The sequence below is a fragment of the Pseudomonas sp. AC136 genome (genome assembly GCF_979258585.1).
In genome coordinates this window covers 4,396,832-4,416,567 of record NZ_OZ409865.1, presented here as the reverse complement: position 1 = coordinate 4,416,567, position 19,736 = coordinate 4,396,832, and the positions used below count along the sequence as shown (strand labels likewise).

The following is a 19,736-nucleotide window of genomic DNA, read 5'->3' as shown; positions in this document are numbered from 1 at the left end:
CACGCCTATTAGGCGGAAATGGGCGCGCCGCTACGTACGTCCACACACGCGGGCGTACGCACGGCGCGCCCTAAATCTGGACCAGTATCTGGGAGGTGGCCTTCTGCAAGTGGCGGGTCATCTCGCCCAGCAATTCCCCGCCATTGCGCCAGTGGTGCCAGTACAGCGGCACGTCGATCAACCGATCAGGTTGCAGCACCTGCAAGGCGCCGCGCTCCAGCAGTTCAGTCACTTGCAGTTCCGGCACCAGGCCCCAGCCCAACCCCGCTTCGGCCATGCGTATAAACCCTTCGGACGAGGGGCACAGGTGGTAAGCAAACGCGCCGTCCACGCCCTGGCTGGCGAGGTAGCGATGCTGAAGAAAATCGTCCGGGCCGAAGACAATAGCCGGCGCCTTGGCCAAGCCGGGCGCGGTAATACCGCCGCCGAAGTGCCGGGCGATAAAAGCAGGGCTGGCCAAGGCGCGATAACGCATGGCCCCGAGCGCCAGACTGCGGGCGCCGGCCACCGGTTTGTCGGTGGCGCACACGCAGGCCGCCACGTCGCCACCGCGCATGCGTTTCAGGCCAACTTCCTGATCTTCCACCACCAGTTCCAGCAACACCCGATGCTCGGCGCAAAACGCAGTCACCGCCTGCGCCCACCACGTCGCCAGGCTGTCGGCATTCAGGGCGATGCGCAGCCGTTCAGGCGCCGCGCCTTCGTCCAGCGCCGGCACCTGGCCGGACAGGTCGCGCTCCAGCAAGCGCACCTGCTGCACATGGTTGAGCAAACGGCGGCCGATGTCGGTCGGCGCTGGCGGCGTGCCGCGCACCAGCACCGGCTGCCCGACCCGCGCTTCCAGCAGTTTGATGCGCTGCGACACCGCCGACTGCGACAGCCCCAGCACTTGCGCGGCGCGTTCAAAGCCGGCCTGTTCAACCACGGCGGCCAACGCGGCAAGAAGCTTGTAATCGAACATTATCGAATTTCCTAATAGACGATCAGCAGGATTCGTTTTCCTTATACAACGCTGCCGCGCAGACTCGCCACACGAATCAGCATCAGGACTTCTCTCTATGTGGCAGAGCTATCTCAACGGCCTTCTTGTGGCCGCCGGTTTGATCGTGGCGCTGGGTGCGCAGAACGCCTTCGTTCTGGCCCAAAGCCTGCGCCGCGAACACCACTTGCCGGTCGCCGCGCTGTGCGTGTTGTGTGATGCGGTGCTGGTGGTGGCCGGCGTGTTCGGCTTGGCCACCCTGCTCGCCCAAAGCCCGGTGCTGTTGGCCGTAGCGCGCTGGGGCGGTGCGGCGTTTCTGTTGTGGTACGGGGTGAAAGCGCTGCGCCGCGCGTGCCAACCGCAAGCGTTGAATGAGGCGGCCAATGCCGGCCCGCGCTCGCGCAAGGCGGTGTTGATGACGGCGCTGGCGGTGACGCTGCTCAATCCGCATGTGTACCTGGACACCGTCTTGCTGATCGGCTCGCTCGGCGCCCAGCAGGCAGCGCCTGGCGCTTACGCAGCCGGGGCGGCGAGTGCGTCGTTGTTGTGGTTCTTTACCTTGGCGTTGGGAGCAGCATGGATGGCGCCGTGGTTAGCGCGGCCGACGACCTGGCGGGTGCTGGATGTGCTGGTGGCAATCATGATGTTCGTCGTTGCAGGGCAACTAATAGCCGGTGCGTGAGTCCACCTACAGCGACACCCGCTTGCGCGACTGACGCAGCCGTCTGCAACACAGCTCTGGGCCGGGCTTAACCACACAGTTGCTGCGTGGTTATGCCGCAGGCCCGGTGCTATGATCCGACCCCTGCGGCGCAAAGAGTACAAACTCCCCGTCGCATGTTTGGCCGCCCGTGATCGGCCTTGCGCCTATACCGCAACTGACCCTGATTAGGAGAATCACCCATGGCTTTCGAATTGCCTCCGCTGCCGTATGCCCACGACGCATTGCAGCCGCACATCTCCAAGGAAACCTTGGAATACCACCACGACAAACACCACAACACCTACGTCGTGAACCTGAACAACCTGGTGCCAGGCACCGAGTTCGAAGGCAAAAACCTGGAAGAAATCGTCAAGACCTCGTCGGGCGGCATCTTCAACAACGCAGCCCAGGTCTGGAACCACACCTTCTACTGGAACTGCCTGGCGCCTAACGCTGGCGGCCAACCGACTGGCGCTCTGGCCGACGCCATCAACGCAGCCTTCGGCTCGTTCGACAAATTCAAAGAAGAATTCAGCAAAACCTCGATCGGCACCTTCGGCTCCGGCTGGGGCTGGCTGGTGAAGAAGCCTGACGGTTCCCTGGCTCTGGCCAGCACCATCGGCGCCGGCTGCCCGATCACCAGCGGCGACACCCCGCTGCTGACCTGCGATGTGTGGGAACACGCTTACTACATCGACTACCGCAACCTGCGTCCAAAATACGTAGAAGCGTTCTGGAACCTGGTTAACTGGGATTTCGTTGCGAAAAACTTCGCCTCTTAAGCCCAGCACCCGTTCTGAAAAAACCCGGCATTCGCCGGGTTTTTTTATTCGTGCTTCACAGCCTGCTTTGGTAGCGGTTTACGAGCGCGGGCCATTTATCGCAATCTCCACCCCTGACGGCGAGAAAAATGCTCAGCGGTCTAAAGTTGTGAAGAGCCCCGACCGACACAGTTCGAGCGCAACCGTGGCAGCTCAGCGCCTGGTTTGAAAAAGCGCTGGCGGCGCGACGCGCCTTCTTGATAATTTTTTCACTGTGATGGCCCTTTGACTGCTTCCTCACGATTGCTAATACTCCATCGGTATGACGCCTGTGGTCTCGAACAAGGAATGGTCATTTGAAGCTGGAACTCAAACACAGCCTGTCGCTGAAACTGCTCCGCGTGGTGCTGTTATCGGCGCTAGTGGTCGGGGTGCTGTTGAGCTGCGCGCAAATCATGTTCGACGTCTACAAGACGCGGCAGGCGATTGCCGATGACGCGCACCGCATCCTGGATATGTTTCGCGACCCTTCCACGCAAGCTGTCTACAGCCTGGACCGCGAGATGGGCATGCAGGTCATCGAGGGCCTGTTTCAAAACGAATCCGTACGCGTGGCCTCCATCGGCCATCCCAACGAGCCGATGCTCGCGGAAAAATCGCGCGAGCCAATGGTGCGCTCCACCCGCTGGCTGACCGACCCTATTCTTGGCGACGAAGCCACCTTCACCACCCAGCTGGTTGGCCGCGGCCCTTACAGCGAATACTACGGCGACCTCGCCATCACCCTCGACACGGCCCGCTACGGCCAGGACTTCATCACCAGCTCGGTGATCATTTTTGTCTCCGGCGTGCTGCGCGCGCTGGCCATGGGGTTGGTGTTGTACCTGGTCTACCACTGGCTGCTGACCAAGCCGCTGTCGAAAATTATCGAGCACCTCACCAACATCAACCCGGACCGCCCCAGCGAGCACAAGTTGCCCATGCTCAAGGGCAATGAGAAAAACGAGTTGGGGCTGTGGATCAACACGGCCAATCAGTTGCTCTCCTCCATCGAACGCAACACCCATTTACGCCGCGAAGCCGAAGACAGTTTGCTGCGCATGGCGCAGTACGACTTCCTTACCGGCCTGCCCAACCGCCAGCAATTGCAAACCCAGCTTGACCAGATTCTTGGCGATGCCGGGCGCCTTCAGCGTCGGGTCGCGGTGTTGTGCGTGGGCCTGGATGATTTCAAAGGCATCAACGAACAATTCAGCTACCAGACCGGCGACCAACTGCTGCTCGCCTTGTCCGATCGCCTGCGCAGCCACAGCGGCCGCCTCGGCGCCCTTGCCCGCTTAGGCGGCGACCAGTTCGCCCTGGTTCAGGCAGACATCGAACAACCCTACGAAGCCGCCGAACTGGCGCAAAGCGTGCTGGATGATCTGGAAGCGCCGTTCCTGCTCGACCAACAGGAAGTGATGCTGCGGGCCACCATCGGCATCACCCTGTTCCCGGAAGACGGCGACAGCACCGAGAAGCTGCTGCAAAAAGCCGAACAGACCATGACCCTGGCCAAGAGCCGCTCGCGCAACCGCTACCAGTTCTATATCGCCAGCGTCGACAGCGAAATGCGCCGCCGCCGCGAGCTGGAAAAAGACCTGCGCGAAGCGCTGACCCAAGGCCAACTGCACTTGGTTTATCAGCCGCAAGTGGACTACCGCGACCACCGCATCGTCGGCGTCGAGGCGCTGCTGCGCTGGCAGCACCCGCAGCATGGCTTGGTGCCGCCAGACACCTTTATTCCGCTGGCCGAACAGAACGGCAGCATCATTCCAATTGGCGAATGGATTCTCGACCAGACCTGCCGCCAACTGCGCGAATGGCACGACCAAGGCTTCACCGACTTGCGCATGGCCATCAACCTGTCGACCGTACAGTTGCACCACGCCGAGTTGCCACGCGTGGTCAACAACCTGATGCAGATGTACCGCCTGCCACCGCGCAGCCTGGAATTGGAAGTGACGGAAACCGGTCTGATGGAAGACATCACCACCGCCGCCCAGCACCTGCTCAGCCTGCGCCGCTCCGGCGCGCTGATCGCCATTGACGACTTCGGCACCGGCTATTCCTCGCTGAGCTACCTAAAAAGTCTGCCGCTGGACAAGATCAAAATCGACAAGAGCTTCGTGCAAGACCTGCTCGACGACGAAGACGACGCCACCATCGTGCGCGCCATTATTCAGCTGGGGAAAAGTCTCGGCATGCAGGTGATCGCCGAGGGCGTGGAGACGCTGGAACAAGAGGCCTACATCATTGCCCAGGGCTGCCACGAAGGTCAGGGCTACCTCTACAGCAAACCGCTGCCAGCGCGTGAGCTGACGCTGTTCCTCAAGCAATCACGCAGAATTAGTGACGCCAGCATTACGCTTTGATGCGTGGCGTTTTTTGTTGGGCTCATCGGCGGATGAATGAATCTCGCAGTCTTCACTCCGTCATTCCCGCGAAGGCGGTGGTCCGACAATTCGGAATCCAGAATGTCCGGCGGACGCAGTTACCTGCCAAATTCTGGATCCCCGCCTTCGCGGGGATGACGGGATGACGGGATGACGGGGACGTAGCCTCAGCCCTGAAAATTCTGCAACAACCAGTTAATCGCCAACGCCCCCGCCAAACACACCACCACGCCCAATCCGGCCTGCCAATAAAACGTGCGGGCCAGTTCATCTTCCCCGGCATTGGAAAGAATGAACGGCTGCGACGTCTCGGGCTGGCCCATAAAGTTGGTCGCGGGCCGTGAGCTGGTTTGCCGGTGCCGGTCTTCGGCTTCCAGCTGCGCAGCCAGGCGCACGCGGTTCCATTCCTGGTCGTCGAGCTGCCCGTCGGCGTTGCTGTCAAAGCGCTGCAACAAGCCGCTGAAATCCCCCTTCCACTCGCGAATCACCTCGCCCTGCGCAGCGTTAAGGTCCAGGCCCTGGCGTCCGCCGCCGGTGGTTTTGAAGTCGCCGATGGCGTACAGCGGCTGGCCCACATGCAGGCGTTCTTCGGTGTAGCGGTATTGGTCGCTGTGGCTGAAAAAGGCGAGAAAACCGGCCTTCGCCGGCCCCATCGGGTGACGGGTGCTGCCGTACCAGACCTTGCGGGTTGAAGGCCGAACCTGCGCGCCGTTGGGGTCGATCAGGCATTCGCCGGTGCTGTCGGAGAGTTGCAGCCAGCCTTCACTGGTGCGGCTGTCGACCACGCTCCACGAGCGGGTTTTGCCATTGCTGCGCGACTCTTCCACCTTGATGCGCCACCACAAACACGGCGTGCCGGAAAGCGGCGCTATGGTTTGCGCCATGCCCGGCACCTCCTGCAACAGGCCATAAAATTCGACATAGCCTTGCGCGGCGGAGCGGATTTTCGAGGTCGGTGTGTCGAGCATGTGCCGCGCGGCGCTGAAGCGGCTCATGCACCACCAGGCGCCACCGCCGCACATGGCCACGGCGAAGCACATCAGAAAGCTGAACTGCTGAATGTCCACGATTCAGCGCTTAACCGAACAGTGCTTTGACGTTGACGTCGGCCTTTTCCGCATCGCTGAACACCAGCAAGTCGGCGGGCTTGAAGTTGCAGGCGCGGGCGACGATCACATCGGGAAATTGCTCGATGCGCACGTTGTTGATATTCGCCGCCTCGTTGTACAGCTCACGGCGATCGGCAATGCCGTTTTCCAGGCCGCTGATGCGCTGCTGCAAGAACTGGAAGCTCTCGTTGGCTTTGAGCTGCGGGTAGTTTTCCGCCAGCGCGAACAACTGGCCGAGGCCGGCGCGCAAGCCACTTTCGGCCTGGCCAACGGCGCTCACATCGCCCCGTTCACGGGCGGTGCCCACGGCGTTGCGCGCGGCAATCACCTGCTCAAGCGTGGTGCGTTCGTGTTGCATGTATTGCTTGCAGGTTTCCACCAGCTTGGGCAACTCGTCGTGGCGCTGTTTCAGCAACACGTCGATGTTGGACCACGCCTTGGTCACCCCGTGCTTGACCCGCACCAGCGCGTTGTAAATCGACACCGCGTACACCGCGATAAAAAACAGCACCACCAAGGTCACAACGGCCGTCACGCTCATAGCAGGATCTCCCATCCAAGCAGCATTCACGATGCTGGCATTCTAGCCACGAAGCCACCAACAAAGCAGAACTGGCGCACGCGTAAAAACAATAAATCGCGGCACAAGGCTTTGCACAAAATGAAAATCTTTCGCATTATGTGCGCGTTTTGCAGCCCAGACGCGCTGCGCAGTCACCCACCTCACGATGCAAAGGACCTCGCCATGATTCGTATGCCTCTGGCTACCGCCAGTCTGCTGGCCATCGCTATTTCTCTCGCCGGCTGCGGCGATGACAAGAAAGAGCAAGCCACTCAAGCAGCCGCTCCTGCTGCCAGCACCGCCACCGCTCCTGCTGCCGCCGCTACTGGCAAAGTCGATGAGGCTGCGGCCAAAGCCGTCGTCAACCATTACGCTGACTTGGCATTCGCTGTATTCAGCGACGCTGCTACCACCGGCCACGCCCTGCAGAAAGCCGTAGACTCCTTTATCGCCGCACCGTCCGCCGCAACCCAGAAAGCTGCGCAAGACGCGTGGCTGGCCGCTCGCGTTCCGTACATGCAGAGCGAAGTGTTCCGTTTCGGCAACGCCGTGGTGGATGACTGGGAAGGTCAACTGAACGCCTGGCCGCTGGACGAAGGTCTGATCGACTACGTCGCCGCCGACACTCCGGCCGCCCAAGGCAACCCGGCCGCCACCGCCAACATCATCGCCAACAAGAGCATTCAGGTTGGCGACGACAAAATCGACGTGACTGAAATCACCGGCGAAAAACTGGCCAGCCTGAACGAGCTGGGCGGTTCCGAAGCCAACGTGGCTACCGGCTACCACGCCATCGAATTCCTGCTGTGGGGTCAAGACCTGCACGGCACCGGCCCAGGTGCTGGCGAGCGTCCGGCTACCGACTACGCCACCGGCAAAGACTGCACCCACGGCAACTGCGACCGTCGCGCCGAATACCTGAAAGCCGCTACCGCGCTGCTGGTTCAAGACCTCGACAGCATGGTTGAGCAGTGGAAAGCCGGCGTTGCCGACAACTACCGCGCCACCCTGGTGGCTGAAGCCCCGGAAAATGGCCTGCGCAAAATGCTCTTCGGCATGGGCAGCCTGTCCCTCGGCGAACTGGCTGGCGAGCGTATGAAAGTGGCGTTGGAAGCCAACTCCACCGAAGACGAACACGACTGCTTCAGCGACAACACCCACAACTCGCACTTCTACAACGGCAAAGGCATTCGCAACGTCTACCTGGGCGAGTACAAGAAAGTCGACGGCACCACGCTGACCGGCCCAAGCCTGTCCTCGCTCGTGGCGAAAATTGACCCGGCCACCGACACCACCGCCAAAGACGACCTGGCCGCCACCGAAGCCAAGCTGCAAGTGATGGTCGACAGCGCCAACAAAGGCGTGCACTTCGACCAACTGATCGCCGCCGACAACGCTGCGGGCAACCAGATCGTGCGTGACGCGATTGCTGCTCTGGTGAAACAGACCGGCGCCATCGAGCAAGCTGCTGCCAAGCTGGGCATCAACGACCTCAAGCCTGAAACCGCTGACCACCAGTTCTAAGCCACTTACCCGGCACCTGAACTGCAAACGGATGCGCCCACAAAGCGCATCCGTTTTTTTATGCCTCACGCTTGCCCCTGTAGGAGCGGCTTCAGCCGCGATGCTTTTAACCGACCCCGCGAAATCATGGTTGAACGCCTGCCACCAAAACCACCCGCCCTTCACATCTTTTTGACGCTGTGACAATTAACCTCCTCGGCAAACGCAAATCCCTCTTATTTGAACCGGCCCTAGCTGCTAAGCTTGCGCGCTTGTTTTCGTGGTCTGGAACACCCCTTGATGCCTCGCGCGCGCCCTTCCCTGCTGCTTGCCCTGAGCGTGGTCACCTTTTGTGTGGCTGGCCTGAGCGCCTGCGATAAGTCGCCGCGCTTTACCGAGGCCGAGCCTGGCGAAGCGCTGTCTGGCGGGCAGGCCACGGTGGGCAAGCACAACCGCGACGCCTTCTCCCAACCCTCCGGCAACCTCACGCCTACCCGGCGTCTGGACTTCGCCGTAGGCAACAGCTTCTTCCGCAACCCGTGGGTCATCGCGCCGTCCACCACCATCGCCCGCGACGGCCTCGGCCCGCTGATGAACACTAACGCCTGCCAGAATTGCCACATCAAAGACGGGCGTGGCCATCCGCCGGTGGGCGACGACGTCAACGCCGTGTCGATGCTGGTGCGCGTGTCGCTGCCAGCAAGCGCCGAGCAGGCCGCGCTGATCCAGAAGGTCGGCGTGGTGCCGGAGCCGGTCTACGGCACGCAGCTGCAAGACATGTCGATTCCCGGCGTGGAGCCGGAAGCGCGCATTCGCGTCGACTACCAGACCCATCCGGTCGCATTCAAAGACGGCACGCAAATCGAGCTGCGCCAACCGCAGCTGCAAATCAGCAACTGGGGCTACGGCCCGATCAGCGCCAACGCGCAGTTTTCCGCGCGCATCGCCCCGCCGATGATTGGTCTGGGCTTGCTTGAAGCGATCCCCGATGACGCCATTCTCGCCGTCGCCGCCGCGCAAAAAGCCGCCGACAACGGCATCGCCGGCCAGCCCAACCAAGTATGGGACGACGTGCAGCAGAAAACCGTGCTCGGCCGTTTCGGCTGGAAAGCCGGGCAGCCCTCGCTCAACCAACAGAACGTGCATGCGTTCTCCGCCGACATGGGCCTGACCACCACGCTGCGCCCCTTCGACGAATGCACGCCGGCGCAAACCGCCTGCAAAGCCGCGCCTGATGGCGGAATGCCGGAAGTCAGCGATCATTTGCTCAGTCAGGTGCTGTTCTACACGCGCAACCTCGGCGTGCCGGCGCGGCGCCAGGTCAACGACCCGCAAGTGCTGGCCGGCAAAGGCCTGTTCCACCAGGCCGGCTGCCAGCAGTGCCACACGCCACAGTTCACCACCCGCAGCGACGCGGCCGAACCGGAGCTGGCCAATCAGCTGATTCGCCCCTATACCGACCTGTTGCTGCATGACATGGGCCCCGGCCTCGCCGACAATCGCCCGGAATTCAACGCCAGCGGCAGCCAATGGCGCACGCCGCCGCTGTGGGGCATCGGCCTCACGCAAACGGTCAACGGCCACACCCAATTTCTGCACGACGGTCGCGCGCGCAACCTGCTGGAAGCCATTGTCTGGCACGGCGGCGAAGCGCAGGCCGCGCAACAGCAAGTTCTCGCTTACGATGCCGAACAGCGCGCTGCGCTGCTGGCGTTCCTGAATTCTCTGTAAGGAGCTTTTAGCCTCATGTTTGGGAAGAAGACGTTCCGCACCAAATTGCTCTTCAGCAGCATTGCCGCCCTCGCCCTGGGCGCCTGCTCGCCTACCGACCAGCAAGCGCAGATTTCCACCGCGCTGGCCAAGCAAGTGATTCTGCCCACCTACAGCCGCTGGGTTGAAGCCGACCGTGCCCTGGCCGCCAGCGCCCTGGCGTTCTGCTCCGGTAAGGCCGACGTGGAAAAAGCCCGTGCCGACTTCCTCGCGGCGCAAAAAGCCTGGGCTGAATTGCAGCCGCTGATGATCGGCCCGCTGGCCGAAGGCAACCGCGCCTGGCAGGTGCAGTTCTGGCCCGACAAGAAAGACCTGGTCGGCCGTCAGGTCGAGCAGTTGATCAAAGCGACGCCGAATATCGACGCCGCCGCCCTGGCCAAGTCCAGCGTCGTGGTGCAAGGCCTGTCGGCCTACGAATACATTCTTTACGACAGCAAGCTCGACCTCGCCGACGCCCAAACCAAAGCCCGTTATTGCCCGCTGCTCGAAGCCATCGGTCAACGTCAGCAAACCCTCGCCGAAGAAATCCTCGGCCGCTGGGACAGCAAGGACGGCATGGTCGACCAGCTGAGCAAATTCCCCAACCAGCGCTACGCCGACTCCCACGAAGCCATCGCCGAATTGCTGCGCGTGCAGGTCACCGGCCTCGACATGCTGAAGAAAAAACTCGGCGCGCCGCTGGGCCGGCAAACCAAAAACCTGCCACAGCCATTCCAGGCTGAAGGCTGGCGCAGCAATACCTCGCTGAAAAGCATCGCTGCCAGCCTGGCCAGCGCCGAGAACCTCTGGAAAGGCGTCGACAACCACGGCATTCGTGGCCTGCTGCCGGACGAGCAAAAAGCCTTGGCGGAAAAAATCGACGCCGCCTATGTGGAATCCCGTCGCCAGCTCGACGCCATGGACCGCCCGCTTACCGAACTGCTCGCCGACGAAGCCGGGCGCAAAGCCCTGAATGACTTCTACGACAGCCTCAACGTGGTTCATCGCCTGCACGAAAGCGAGCTGGCCAAAGCCCTCAATGTTCAGCTTGGCTTCAACGCCAACGATGGTGACTAACATGCTCCGCCGCCATGTCCTGGGCCTCGGCAGCCTGCTGCTCGGTGCACTGACACTGGGCGGCTGGACCATCAGCCGCAAAGGCCAAAACCCGCTGGTGCTGTCGGCGCGCGACGACAGCCATGGCAAACACTACGCCGTCGGCTATCGCCTCGACGGCACTCAGGTGTTCGCCACCGAAGTGGCGCAGCGCTGCCACGATGTAGTCGAGCACCCAAGCCAGCCGGTCGCCCTGTTCGTGGCGCGTCGGCCGGGCACCGAAAGCTACCTGATCGACCTGCGCGATGGCCGTCTGCTGCAAACCGTGCGCTCGCAACCGAACCGCCACTTCTACGGCCACGGCGTGTTCCATAAAAGTGGCGAGTGGCTGTACACCACCGACAACGACACCACCGATCCGGGTCGCGGCCTGCTCACCGTTTACCGCTACGACAACGGCCAGCTCCACCACAGCGGCGAGCTGAGCACCCACGGCCTGGGTCCGCATCAAGTGTCGTGGATGCCCGACGGCGAAACCTTCGTGATTGCCAACGGTGGCATCCGCACCGAAGCCGAAAGCCGCAAGGAAATGAACCTGCACGCCATGGAACCCAGCCTGGTGCTGCTCCAGCGCGACGGCACGCTGATCTCCAAGGAAACCCTGAGCCAGCAAATGAACAGCGTGCGTCACCTGGCGATTGCCAGCGACGGCACCATCTTGGCCGGCCAGCAATTTATGGGCGATTCCCATGAGCCGGCCGAGCTTCTGGCCATCAAGCGCCCGGGCCAACCGTTCCAGGCCTTTCCTATCGAAGCCGAACAACGCGACGCCATGGCCCAGTACACCGCCAGCGTGGCCGTGCACAGCGACCTGCGCCTGGTGGCGCTCACCGCACCGCGCGGCAATCGCTTCTTTATATGGGACCTGGACAGCGGCGCCGTGCGCCTGGATGCACCGCTGCCAGACTGCGCCGGCGTGGGCGCGGTGCAAGACGGCTTCGTCGTCACCTCTGGCCAGGGCCGCTGCCGCTTCTACGACTGCCGCAGCGCCAGCATCAGCCCGCAAGCACTGGATCTACCGGCAGGGCTTTGGGACAACCATCTACATCTGAAGACGGCCTGATCCTCTTTCGTTTCCAAGAATCGAGGCTAAAGCCTCTCCTACAGTTAAAACGCGGTCTCCGTAGGAGAGGCTTTAGCCTCGAGCTTTTAACTGGCAGCCGCGACCGCCCGTCATGGCCATCTGCCAGAATCTTCCTACAGACTTAAGTCCAAACTCTACAGCCGACTATATTCAAACAACACCTGTGCGCTCTGGGCCACTTAGCTCGGCGGACAGTTTTGGCGTGTCTGTCGTCATGAGCTACAGGGAAGTAAGACGCCTCGCACCTTGAGCGAACCGGTGTTTAGCCACCACTTTCCCGAGAGGCGTTTCCCTATGTTTTTACAAAACTCCCTGCGCGCGCAGATTCTCGCCTTATTGGGCGGGAGCCTGCTGCTCACCGTGATCATCGCCCTGGCCTGTTTCAGCTTTCTGTCCGGCGGCATCCAGAACTATCGCGGCCTGTTGAACGGCCCGTTGCAAGAGTCGCAGCTGGTCGATCAGGCCAACCTCGAATTTAAATCCCAGGTTCAAGAGTGGAAGAACGTGTTGCTGCGCGGCAAAGACCCAGCCGCTCAAGACAAATACTGGGGCCAGTTCGAAGAACAGGAACGCAAGGTTCAGAAGATTCTCGGCGACCTGATTGCTGAATCCGGCGACGACGTTGCACTGAAAAGCCAAGTCGAAAAACTGCGCAGCGAACACCAGGCTCTCGGCGCCTCGTACCGCAAAGGCAAAGCGGCGTTGCTTGCCGCTGACGCCGAGCCCACCGCAGGCGACAAAGCCGTGCAAGGCATCGACCGCGCCACCAGCGATCAAATGGGCGCGCTGGTTACCCAACTGCACCAGCGCAGCGAAGAACAGGCCGCCGCCATCAGCGCCAGCGCCGAACGCACCGTGTGGCTCGGTACCGCCGTATTGCTGGGCGCCAGCGTGCTGATCGCCCTGCTCAGCCTGTGGCTGATCAACCGCAACCTGATCACGCCGATCAAAAGCCTGATCGAACACATCGGCCGTCTCAGCCAAGGCAACTTCGGCCAGCGTGTAGACACCAGCCGCCGCGATGAACTGGGCAACCTGGCCGTAGCCGCCAACACCCTGCGCGACTTTCTCGCCGACACCTTCACTCGCCTGCAACGCAGCACCAGCGAACTGGACAGCGCCAGCGGCGAGTTGAACGCCATCGCCACGCTGATGGCTCAAGGCACCGCCGAACAGTTCTCGCGTACCGACCAGGTGGCCACGGCCATGCACGAGATGTCGGCCACCGCTCAGGAAGTGGCGCGTCACGCCGCCGAAGCCGCAGGTGCGGCCGATGATGCCGACCACTCGGCGCAGCAAGGCAGCACGGTGATGCAATCGACCATTCAGACCATCACCGCCATGAGCGGCGAAATCGCCAACACCGCCGAGGTTATTCGCCGCCTGGAAACCGACAGCGGCCGCATCGGCAAAGTGCTGGAAGTGATTCGCGGCATCGCTGATCAAACCAACCTGCTCGCGCTTAACGCCGCTATCGAAGCGGCACGCGCCGGTGAGGCGGGCCGTGGTTTCGCCGTGGTAGCAGACGAAGTGCGCACCCTGGCGCAACGCACCGCGCAGTCCACCGCCGAAATTCACCAGATCATCGACACCGTGCAAACCGGCGCGCTGAACGCGGTGAAGGCCATCGAAAACGGCCAGAGCCGCAGTGAAGCCGGCGTGCAGCAAGTGACCGAGGCCGGGCAAATGCTCGACCGCATCACCCAGGCCGTCGAAGCCATTCGCGACATGAACCGCCAGATCGCCACAGCGGCGGAAGAACAGACGTCGGTGGCCGAAGACATTTCACGCAACCTCACCGAAATCACCGCGATTGCCACCACCAACCAGGAAAACGTCGTGCGCACGGAAGCGGCGAGCGTGAACTTGAGAGGGTTGTCGGGGCAGTTGAGCGATGTGACGCAGCGGTTGAGCGCCTGATCGTTCGAGGCTAACGCCGCTCGCTCTTGATGGTTGTGGGAGCGGCTTTAGCCGCGATGCTTTTTAACCGTAAAGAGCATCGCGGCTAAAGCCGCTCCTACAGAATCTATGTCGCCCTATCCACCGCAATCATTTGCAAATGCCGGGTTTTGACTTGCCAGCAACAGTGGGTCTAAGGTACGCGCCTTGCCTATTCCACAGGCCCATTTTCCCTGCCAAGGAACCGGAATATGTTGCTCCGCCGCTTTCTCATCACCCTCGTGGTGATGGCACTGGTTATTGCCGCGCTCGGCTATGGCTGGTGGACTCACCTGCAAACCCAAATCGCCCAATTCACCGCGCCCAAACCCGCCATCAGCATCTCCGCCGCTCGCAGCGGTGAGCTGCAATGGCAAAGCCGTCTGCCGGCCATCGGCACCCTCACTGCCCTGCAAGGCGTCGACCTGACAGTCGAGTCCAGCGGCACCGTGCGCGACGTGCTGTTCAAGTCCGGGCAGAAGGTCGAGCTGCACCAGCCCATCGTGCAACTCGACAGTGAGGTGGAAACCGCCACCCTGGCCACATCCGAAGCCGAACGCGGTCTGGCTCAGGTTGAATTCGAACGGGCCCGCAGCCTCGTCAGCCGGCAGGCGCTGTCCAAAAGCGAGTACGACCGCCTGGCGGCCGAACTGCAAAAATCCAACACCCGCGTCGCGCAGCTCAAAGCCATTCTGGCGAAGAAACGCATCGTCGCGCCGTTCGCCGGCACCATCGGTATCCGCCAGGTCGACGTGGGCGACTTTGTGTCCAGCGGCACTATCATCGCCACCCTGCAAGACGTCAGCAGCCTGTACGTCGACTTCTTCCTGCCGGAACAGTCGATACCGCAACTCAAGCTCGGCCAGCGCGTGCGTTTCGTGGTGGCGGCCTATCCGAAAGAAAGCTTCGAAGGCGAGATCAACGCCATCAACCCCAAGGTGGATAACCGCACCCGTAACGTGCAAATCCGCGCGGTACTGAGCAACCCGGACAGCAAGCTGCTGCCCGGCATGTTCGCCAACCTTGAAGTGCTGCTGCCCGACCAGGCCCTGCGCGTGGTGGTGCCGGAGACGGCCATCACCTACACGCTGTACGGCAACTCGGTGTACGTGGTGAATGTGAAGAAGGATGAGCAAGGCCAGGACGTGAAAGACGACAAAGGCCAGCCGTTCCTGCAAGTCGAGCGCCGCTTCGTGGAAACCGGCGAGCGCCGCGATGGCCAGGTGGTGATTCTCAAGGGCCTGCAAAAGGACGAACAAGTGGTGACCGCCGGCCAGCTCAAGCTGGATAACGGCGCCCACGTGACCATCGTCGACGACCAGGCACTCCTGAACAGCTCAGCCAGCCGCTAAAGCGCCGCTGGTTAAAGGAAGCACTTCATGGCTTTTACCGATCCCTTTATCCGTCGCCCGGTGCTGGCCACCGTGGTGAGTCTGCTGATCATCCTGCTTGGCTTCCAGGCATTCAGCAAACTGACCATCCGCCAATACCCGAAGATGGAAAACGCCCTGATCCAGGTGACCACCGCCTACCCCGGCGCCAACGCCGAGACGATTCAGGGCTATATCACCCAGCCGTTGCAGCAAGCCCTGGCCAGCGCCGAGGGCATCGATTACATGACCTCGGTGAGCCGCCAGAACTATTCGGTGATCTCGATTTACGCGCGCATCGGCTCCGACAGCGACCGCCTGTTTACCGAGCTGCTGGCCAAAGCCAACGAGGTGAAAAACCAGCTGCCGCAAAACGCCGAAGACCCGGTGTTGAGCAAGGAAGCGGCTGACGCCTCGGCGCTGATGTACGTGAGTTTCTACAGCGATGAGCTGAGCAACCCGCAGATCACCGACTATTTGTCGCGGGTGATTCAGCCCAAGCTCGCCACCTTGCCGGGTATGGCCGAAGCGGAAATTCTCGGCAACCAGGTATTCGCCATGCGTATCTGGCTGGACCCGGTCAAGCTCGCCGCCTACGGCATCACCACCCAGGAAGTGAACGACGCGGTCCGCAAAAATAACTTCCTCTCCGCCGCCGGTGAAACCAAAGGCGAGTACGTGGTCACCAGCGTCAACGCCACCACCGACCTGAAATCCACCGAAGCCTTCGCGGCCATTCCAGTGAAAATCGTCGGCGATAGCCGGGTGCTGTTGAAAGACATCGCCCGCGTCGAAATGGGCGCGGAGAACTACGACTCCATCAGCTCGTTCGATGGCACGCCATCGGTGTATATCGGCATCAAGGCCACGCCCAGCGCCAACCCGCTGGAAGTGATCAAGCACGTGCGCGCCGCCATGCCGGAGCTGGAAGCGCAGCTGCCGCCCAACCTGAAAGTGTCCATCGCCTACGACGCCACGCTGTTTATTCAGGCATCCATCGACGAGGTGGTGAAGACCTTGTTCGAAGCGGTGCTGATTGTGATCGTGGTGGTGTTCCTGTTCCTCGGTGCATTCCGCTCGGTGCTGATCCCGGTGATCACGATTCCGTTGTCGATGATCGGCGTGATGTTCTTTATGCAACTGATGGGTTACTCGATCAACTTGCTGACCCTGCTGGCAATGGTGCTCGCCATCGGCCTGGTGGTGGACGACGCCATCGTGGTGGTGGAGAACATTCACCGGCACATCGAGGACGGCAAAACACCGTTCAACGCGGCCATCGACGGCGCCCGTGAAATCGCCGTGCCGGTGATTTCCATGACCATCACCTTGGCCGCCGTTTACGCCCCCATCGGTTTCCTCGATGGCCTGACGGGCGCGCTGTTTAAAGAGTTCGCCCTGACGCTGGCCGGTGCGGTGATTATCTCCGGCATCGTTGCTCTCACCCTTTCGCCGATGATGTGCTCCAAGCTGCTGCGCCACGAAGAAAATCCAAGCGGCCTGGCGCACAAACTCGACAGCATTTTCGACGGCCTGAAAGTGCGTTATCAGCGCGTGTTGCACGGCACGTTGAACACCCGCCCGGTGGTGATTTTTGTCGCCATCGTGGTGCTGTGCCTGATTCCGATCATGCTGAAAATGATCAAAAGCGAACTGGCGCCGGACGAGGACCAGGGCATCGTGTTCATGATGGCCACGGCGCCGCAGCCGACCAACCTCAACTACCTCAACGCCTACACCCAGCAGTTCCCGAAAATCTTCAAGGAGTTCCCCGAGTACTACTCCTCGTTCCAGATCAACGGAATCAACGGCGTGCAGAGCGGCATCGGCGGCTTCCTGCTCAAACCCTGGAGCGAGCGCTCGCGCACGCAGATGGAGTTGCTGCAAGACGTGCAAGGCAAGCTCGGGGAAATTCCTGGGTTGCAGATCTTCGGCTTCAACCTGCCCTCGTTGCCGGGCACCGGTGAAGGCTTGCCGTTCCAGTTTGTGGTGAACACGCCCAACGACTACGAGTCGCTGTTGCAGGTGACGGAGAAGATCAAAACGCGCGTGCAGGCATCCGGCAAGTTTGCTTTCCTCGACGTCGACCTGGCTTTCGACAAGCCGGAAATCGTGGTGGATATCGACCGTTCCAAGGCGGCGCTGATGGGGGTCGACATGGAAGACCTGGGCGGCACGCTGTCCACGCTGCTGGGCGAAGGGGAAATCAACCGCTTCACCATCGACGGTCGCAGCTACAAAGTGATCGCCCAAGTGGAACGCGCCTACCGCGACAATCCGGGCTGGCTGAACAACTACTACGTGAAGAACGGCAGCGGCCAAATGGTGCCTTTGTCGACCCTGATCACCGTGCACGACCGCGCCCGCCCTACCCAGCTCAACCAGTTCCAGCAGTTGAACTCAGCGATCATCCAGGGCTTCCCGATCGTCAGCATGGGCGAAGCCATCGACACCGTGCGCCAAATTGCCCAGGAAGAAGCGCCACGCGGGTTTGCCTTCGACTTCGCCGGCGCCTCGCGGCAATACGTGCAAGAAGGCAGCGCGTTGTACGTGACCTTCGCCCTGGCGTTGGCGCTGATTTTCCTGGTGCTCGCCGCGCAGTTTGAAAGCTTCCGCGACCCGCTGGTGATAATGGTGACGGTGCCGCTGTCGATTTGCGGCGCGTTGATCCCGCTGTTCCTCGGCTATTCGAGCATGAACATCTACACCCAAGTGGGCTTGGTGACGTTGATTGGCCTGATCACCAAACACGGCATCCTGATCGTCGAATTCGCCAACCAATTGCGTCGTGAACAGGGCTTGTCCCGCCGAGCCGCCATTGAGGAAGCGGCAGCGATTCGCCTGCGTCCGGTGCTGATGACCACGGCAGCGATGGTGTTCGGCATGGTGCCGCTGATTCTCGCCACCGGCGCCGGGGCCGTCAGCCGCTTCGACATCGGCTTGGTGATTGCAACTGGCATGTCGGTGGGCACGCTGTTCACCCTGTTCGTGTTGCCGTGCGTGTACAGCTTGCTGGCCAAGCCGGATGCCGAGTCGGTGGAAGTCGAAGACAATCGAGCAACCCATCCGGTTATTTCTTAACACCCGAAGCCCCGCACCCGCGGGGCTTTTTTTCGGCCGTGTTTACTGCCGCACACGCGTCGATTTAGCCCACCGTCATTCCCACGAAGGCGGCGTCCGACGACTCCAGAATCCAGGGTTTTTCAAGTTACGGTGTTCGACATGCGAGCCTGGATCCCCGCGTTCGCGAGGATGACGGCGGATTTGGTTTGGCCCACCGTCATTCCCGCGAAGGCGACGGTCCGACGACTCGGAATCCAGAGTTTTCAGGTTACGGTGTCCGACATGCGAGCCTGGATCCCCGCGTTCGCGAGGATGACGGCGGATTTGGTTTAGCCCACCGTCACTCCCACGAAGGCGACGGTCCGACGACTCGGAATCCAGCGTTTTTCGGGCTACGGTGCTCGTCATTCTTCCCTGCGTTCTGCGGTTGGGCCACTATCGCCTTCGCGAGCGCGCTCGCTCCTACAGACCAAGAACAACAAAGGAAGCCCCCATGTCCAAAACCGTTTTGATCACCGGCTGCTCCAGCGGCATTGGCCGCGCCCTGGCAGATGCTTTCAAGGCGGCCGGCTTTCGCGTCTGGGCCACGGCGCGCAAGGCCAGCGATCTGGCGGCGTTGAACGCTGCCGGTTTCGATGCGGTGGAACTGGACGTCAACGACAGCGCCGCCGTTGCGCAATTGGCGGCGCGGCTTAGCGATGAAGTGGGCGGCCTGGATGTGCTGATCAATAATGCCGGCTATGGCGCCATGGGGCCGCTGCTGGATGGCGGCCGCGAGGCGTTGCAGCGCCAGTTCGATACCAATGTCTTTGCCCTCATCGACGTGACCCGTGCGCTGTTTCCGCTGTTGCGCCGCAGCCGTGGCGTGGTGGTGAACATCAGCAGCGTGTCAGGCGTTTTGGTGACGCCGTTCGCGGCAGCGTACTGCGCCTCGAAGGCGGCGGTGCATGCGTTGAGCAAAGGCTTGCGCATGGAGTTGGCGCCCTTTGGTGTGCGGGTGTTGGAAGTGCAGCCGGGGGCCATTGCGTCGAGCTTTGGCGCCAATGCCAGCCGCGAAGCTGAGCAGTTGATTGCCGAAGGATCGCCGTGGTGGCCGATTCGCGAGGGCATTCGCGCCCGGGCGCGCGCGTCACAAGACAACCCGACGCCGGCCAGCCACTTTGCCCGCGACGTATTGAGCGCCGTACAGCGCGCGGAACCGCCGCGTTTGTTGCGCTTGGGCAACGGCAGCCGAGCGCTGCCCTTGCTCGCACTGCTATTGCCGCAAGGACTGATGGAGTGGGTGTTGAAGCGCAAGTTTGGCTTGGCGGGCAAGCTGTAGTCCACCGGTGGCCGGGTGTTGGGCTTCGCTTCGCTCAACACCA

General features: G+C 61.7%; 14 protein-coding genes. 11 read left to right on the top strand and 3 right to left on the bottom strand.

The annotated features are described in order from the left end of the window. Positions 1–70: 70 nt before the first annotated feature. Positions 71–961, bottom strand: a complete 891-nt coding sequence (locus ACZZZU_RS19740; protein ID WP_463551584.1) for a LysR family transcriptional regulator ArgP — start codon at positions 959–961, stop codon at positions 71–73. Positions 962–1,058: 97 nt separating this feature from the next. On the opposite strand from ACZZZU_RS19740, the gene ACZZZU_RS19735 reads away from it, so the two are divergent. The 3 genes from ACZZZU_RS19735 (at position 1,059) to ACZZZU_RS19725 (ending at position 4,857) form a co-directional block, all read left to right on the top strand. Next, positions 1,059–1,661, top strand: a complete 603-nt coding sequence (locus ACZZZU_RS19735) for a LysE/ArgO family amino acid transporter (protein ID WP_463381867.1) — start codon at positions 1,059–1,061, stop codon at positions 1,659–1,661. 221 nt (positions 1,662–1,882) lie between these two features. Continuing rightward, the gene (locus tag ACZZZU_RS19730) at positions 1,883–2,464 is read left to right on the top strand and encodes a superoxide dismutase (protein WP_463551583.1); all 582 of its coding nucleotides are present in this window, start codon (positions 1,883–1,885) and stop codon (positions 2,462–2,464) included. 335 nt (positions 2,465–2,799) lie between these two features. Then, entirely contained in the window at positions 2,800–4,857 is a 2,058-nt protein-coding gene (locus ACZZZU_RS19725) for a GGDEF domain-containing phosphodiesterase (protein ID WP_122492793.1), read from the top strand. 188 nt (positions 4,858–5,045) lie between these two features. On the opposite strand, the gene ACZZZU_RS19720 is transcribed toward ACZZZU_RS19725, so the two are convergent. Both ACZZZU_RS19720 and ACZZZU_RS19715 read right to left on the bottom strand, forming a co-directional pair. Then, positions 5,046–5,918: a GIDE domain-containing protein gene (locus ACZZZU_RS19720; protein ID WP_463552164.1), complete on the bottom strand. Its 873-nt coding sequence runs from the start codon at positions 5,916–5,918 to the stop codon at positions 5,046–5,048. A gap of 37 nt (positions 5,919–5,955) precedes the next feature. Next, a complete protein-coding gene (locus ACZZZU_RS19715) occupies positions 5,956–6,528 on the bottom strand; it encodes a LemA family protein (protein WP_463551582.1) in 573 nt (190 codons plus the stop codon). Positions 6,529–6,732: 204 nt separating this feature from the next. Between ACZZZU_RS19715 and ACZZZU_RS19710 the strand changes: the two genes are divergently transcribed. The 8 genes from ACZZZU_RS19710 to ACZZZU_RS19675 all read left to right on the top strand — a co-directional run bounded on the left by ACZZZU_RS19710 (position 6,733) and on the right by ACZZZU_RS19675 (position 19,693). Continuing rightward, positions 6,733–8,073, top strand: a complete 1,341-nt coding sequence (locus tag ACZZZU_RS19710) for an imelysin family protein (protein ID WP_463551581.1) — start codon at positions 6,733–6,735, stop codon at positions 8,071–8,073. A 279-nt stretch (positions 8,074–8,352) separates the two neighbouring features. Beyond that, entirely contained in the window at positions 8,353–9,783 is a 1,431-nt protein-coding gene (locus tag ACZZZU_RS19705) for a di-heme oxidoreductase family protein (protein WP_463551580.1), read from the top strand. Between the two features lie 15 nt (positions 9,784–9,798). Then, positions 9,799–10,878, top strand: coding sequence for an imelysin family protein (locus ACZZZU_RS19700; protein WP_463551579.1), 1,080 nt, complete (start codon positions 9,799–9,801; stop codon positions 10,876–10,878). A 1-nt stretch (position 10,879) separates the two neighbouring features. Continuing rightward, positions 10,880–11,980 (top strand): DUF1513 domain-containing protein, encoded by a 1,101-nt coding sequence (locus tag ACZZZU_RS19695; protein WP_463551578.1) that lies wholly within the window; start codon positions 10,880–10,882, stop codon positions 11,978–11,980. Positions 11,981–12,832: 852 nt separating this feature from the next. Continuing rightward, on the top strand, positions 12,833–13,921 hold the full coding sequence (locus tag ACZZZU_RS19690; protein ID WP_463552163.1) for a methyl-accepting chemotaxis protein: 1,089 nt from the start codon (positions 12,833–12,835) through the stop codon (positions 13,919–13,921). A 230-nt stretch (positions 13,922–14,151) separates the two neighbouring features. Next, the gene (locus tag ACZZZU_RS19685; protein WP_122492800.1) at positions 14,152–15,291 is read left to right on the top strand and encodes an efflux RND transporter periplasmic adaptor subunit; all 1,140 of its coding nucleotides are present in this window, start codon (positions 14,152–14,154) and stop codon (positions 15,289–15,291) included. A 27-nt stretch (positions 15,292–15,318) separates the two neighbouring features. Continuing rightward, positions 15,319–18,390: a multidrug efflux RND transporter permease subunit gene (locus ACZZZU_RS19680; protein ID WP_463551577.1), complete on the top strand. Its 3,072-nt coding sequence runs from the start codon at positions 15,319–15,321 to the stop codon at positions 18,388–18,390. A 475-nt stretch (positions 18,391–18,865) separates the two neighbouring features. Next, complete coding sequence (locus ACZZZU_RS19675; RefSeq protein ID WP_122492802.1) at positions 18,866–19,693, top strand: SDR family oxidoreductase; 828 nt, start codon at positions 18,866–18,868, stop codon at positions 19,691–19,693. The last annotated feature ends 43 nt before the right edge of the window (positions 19,694–19,736 follow it).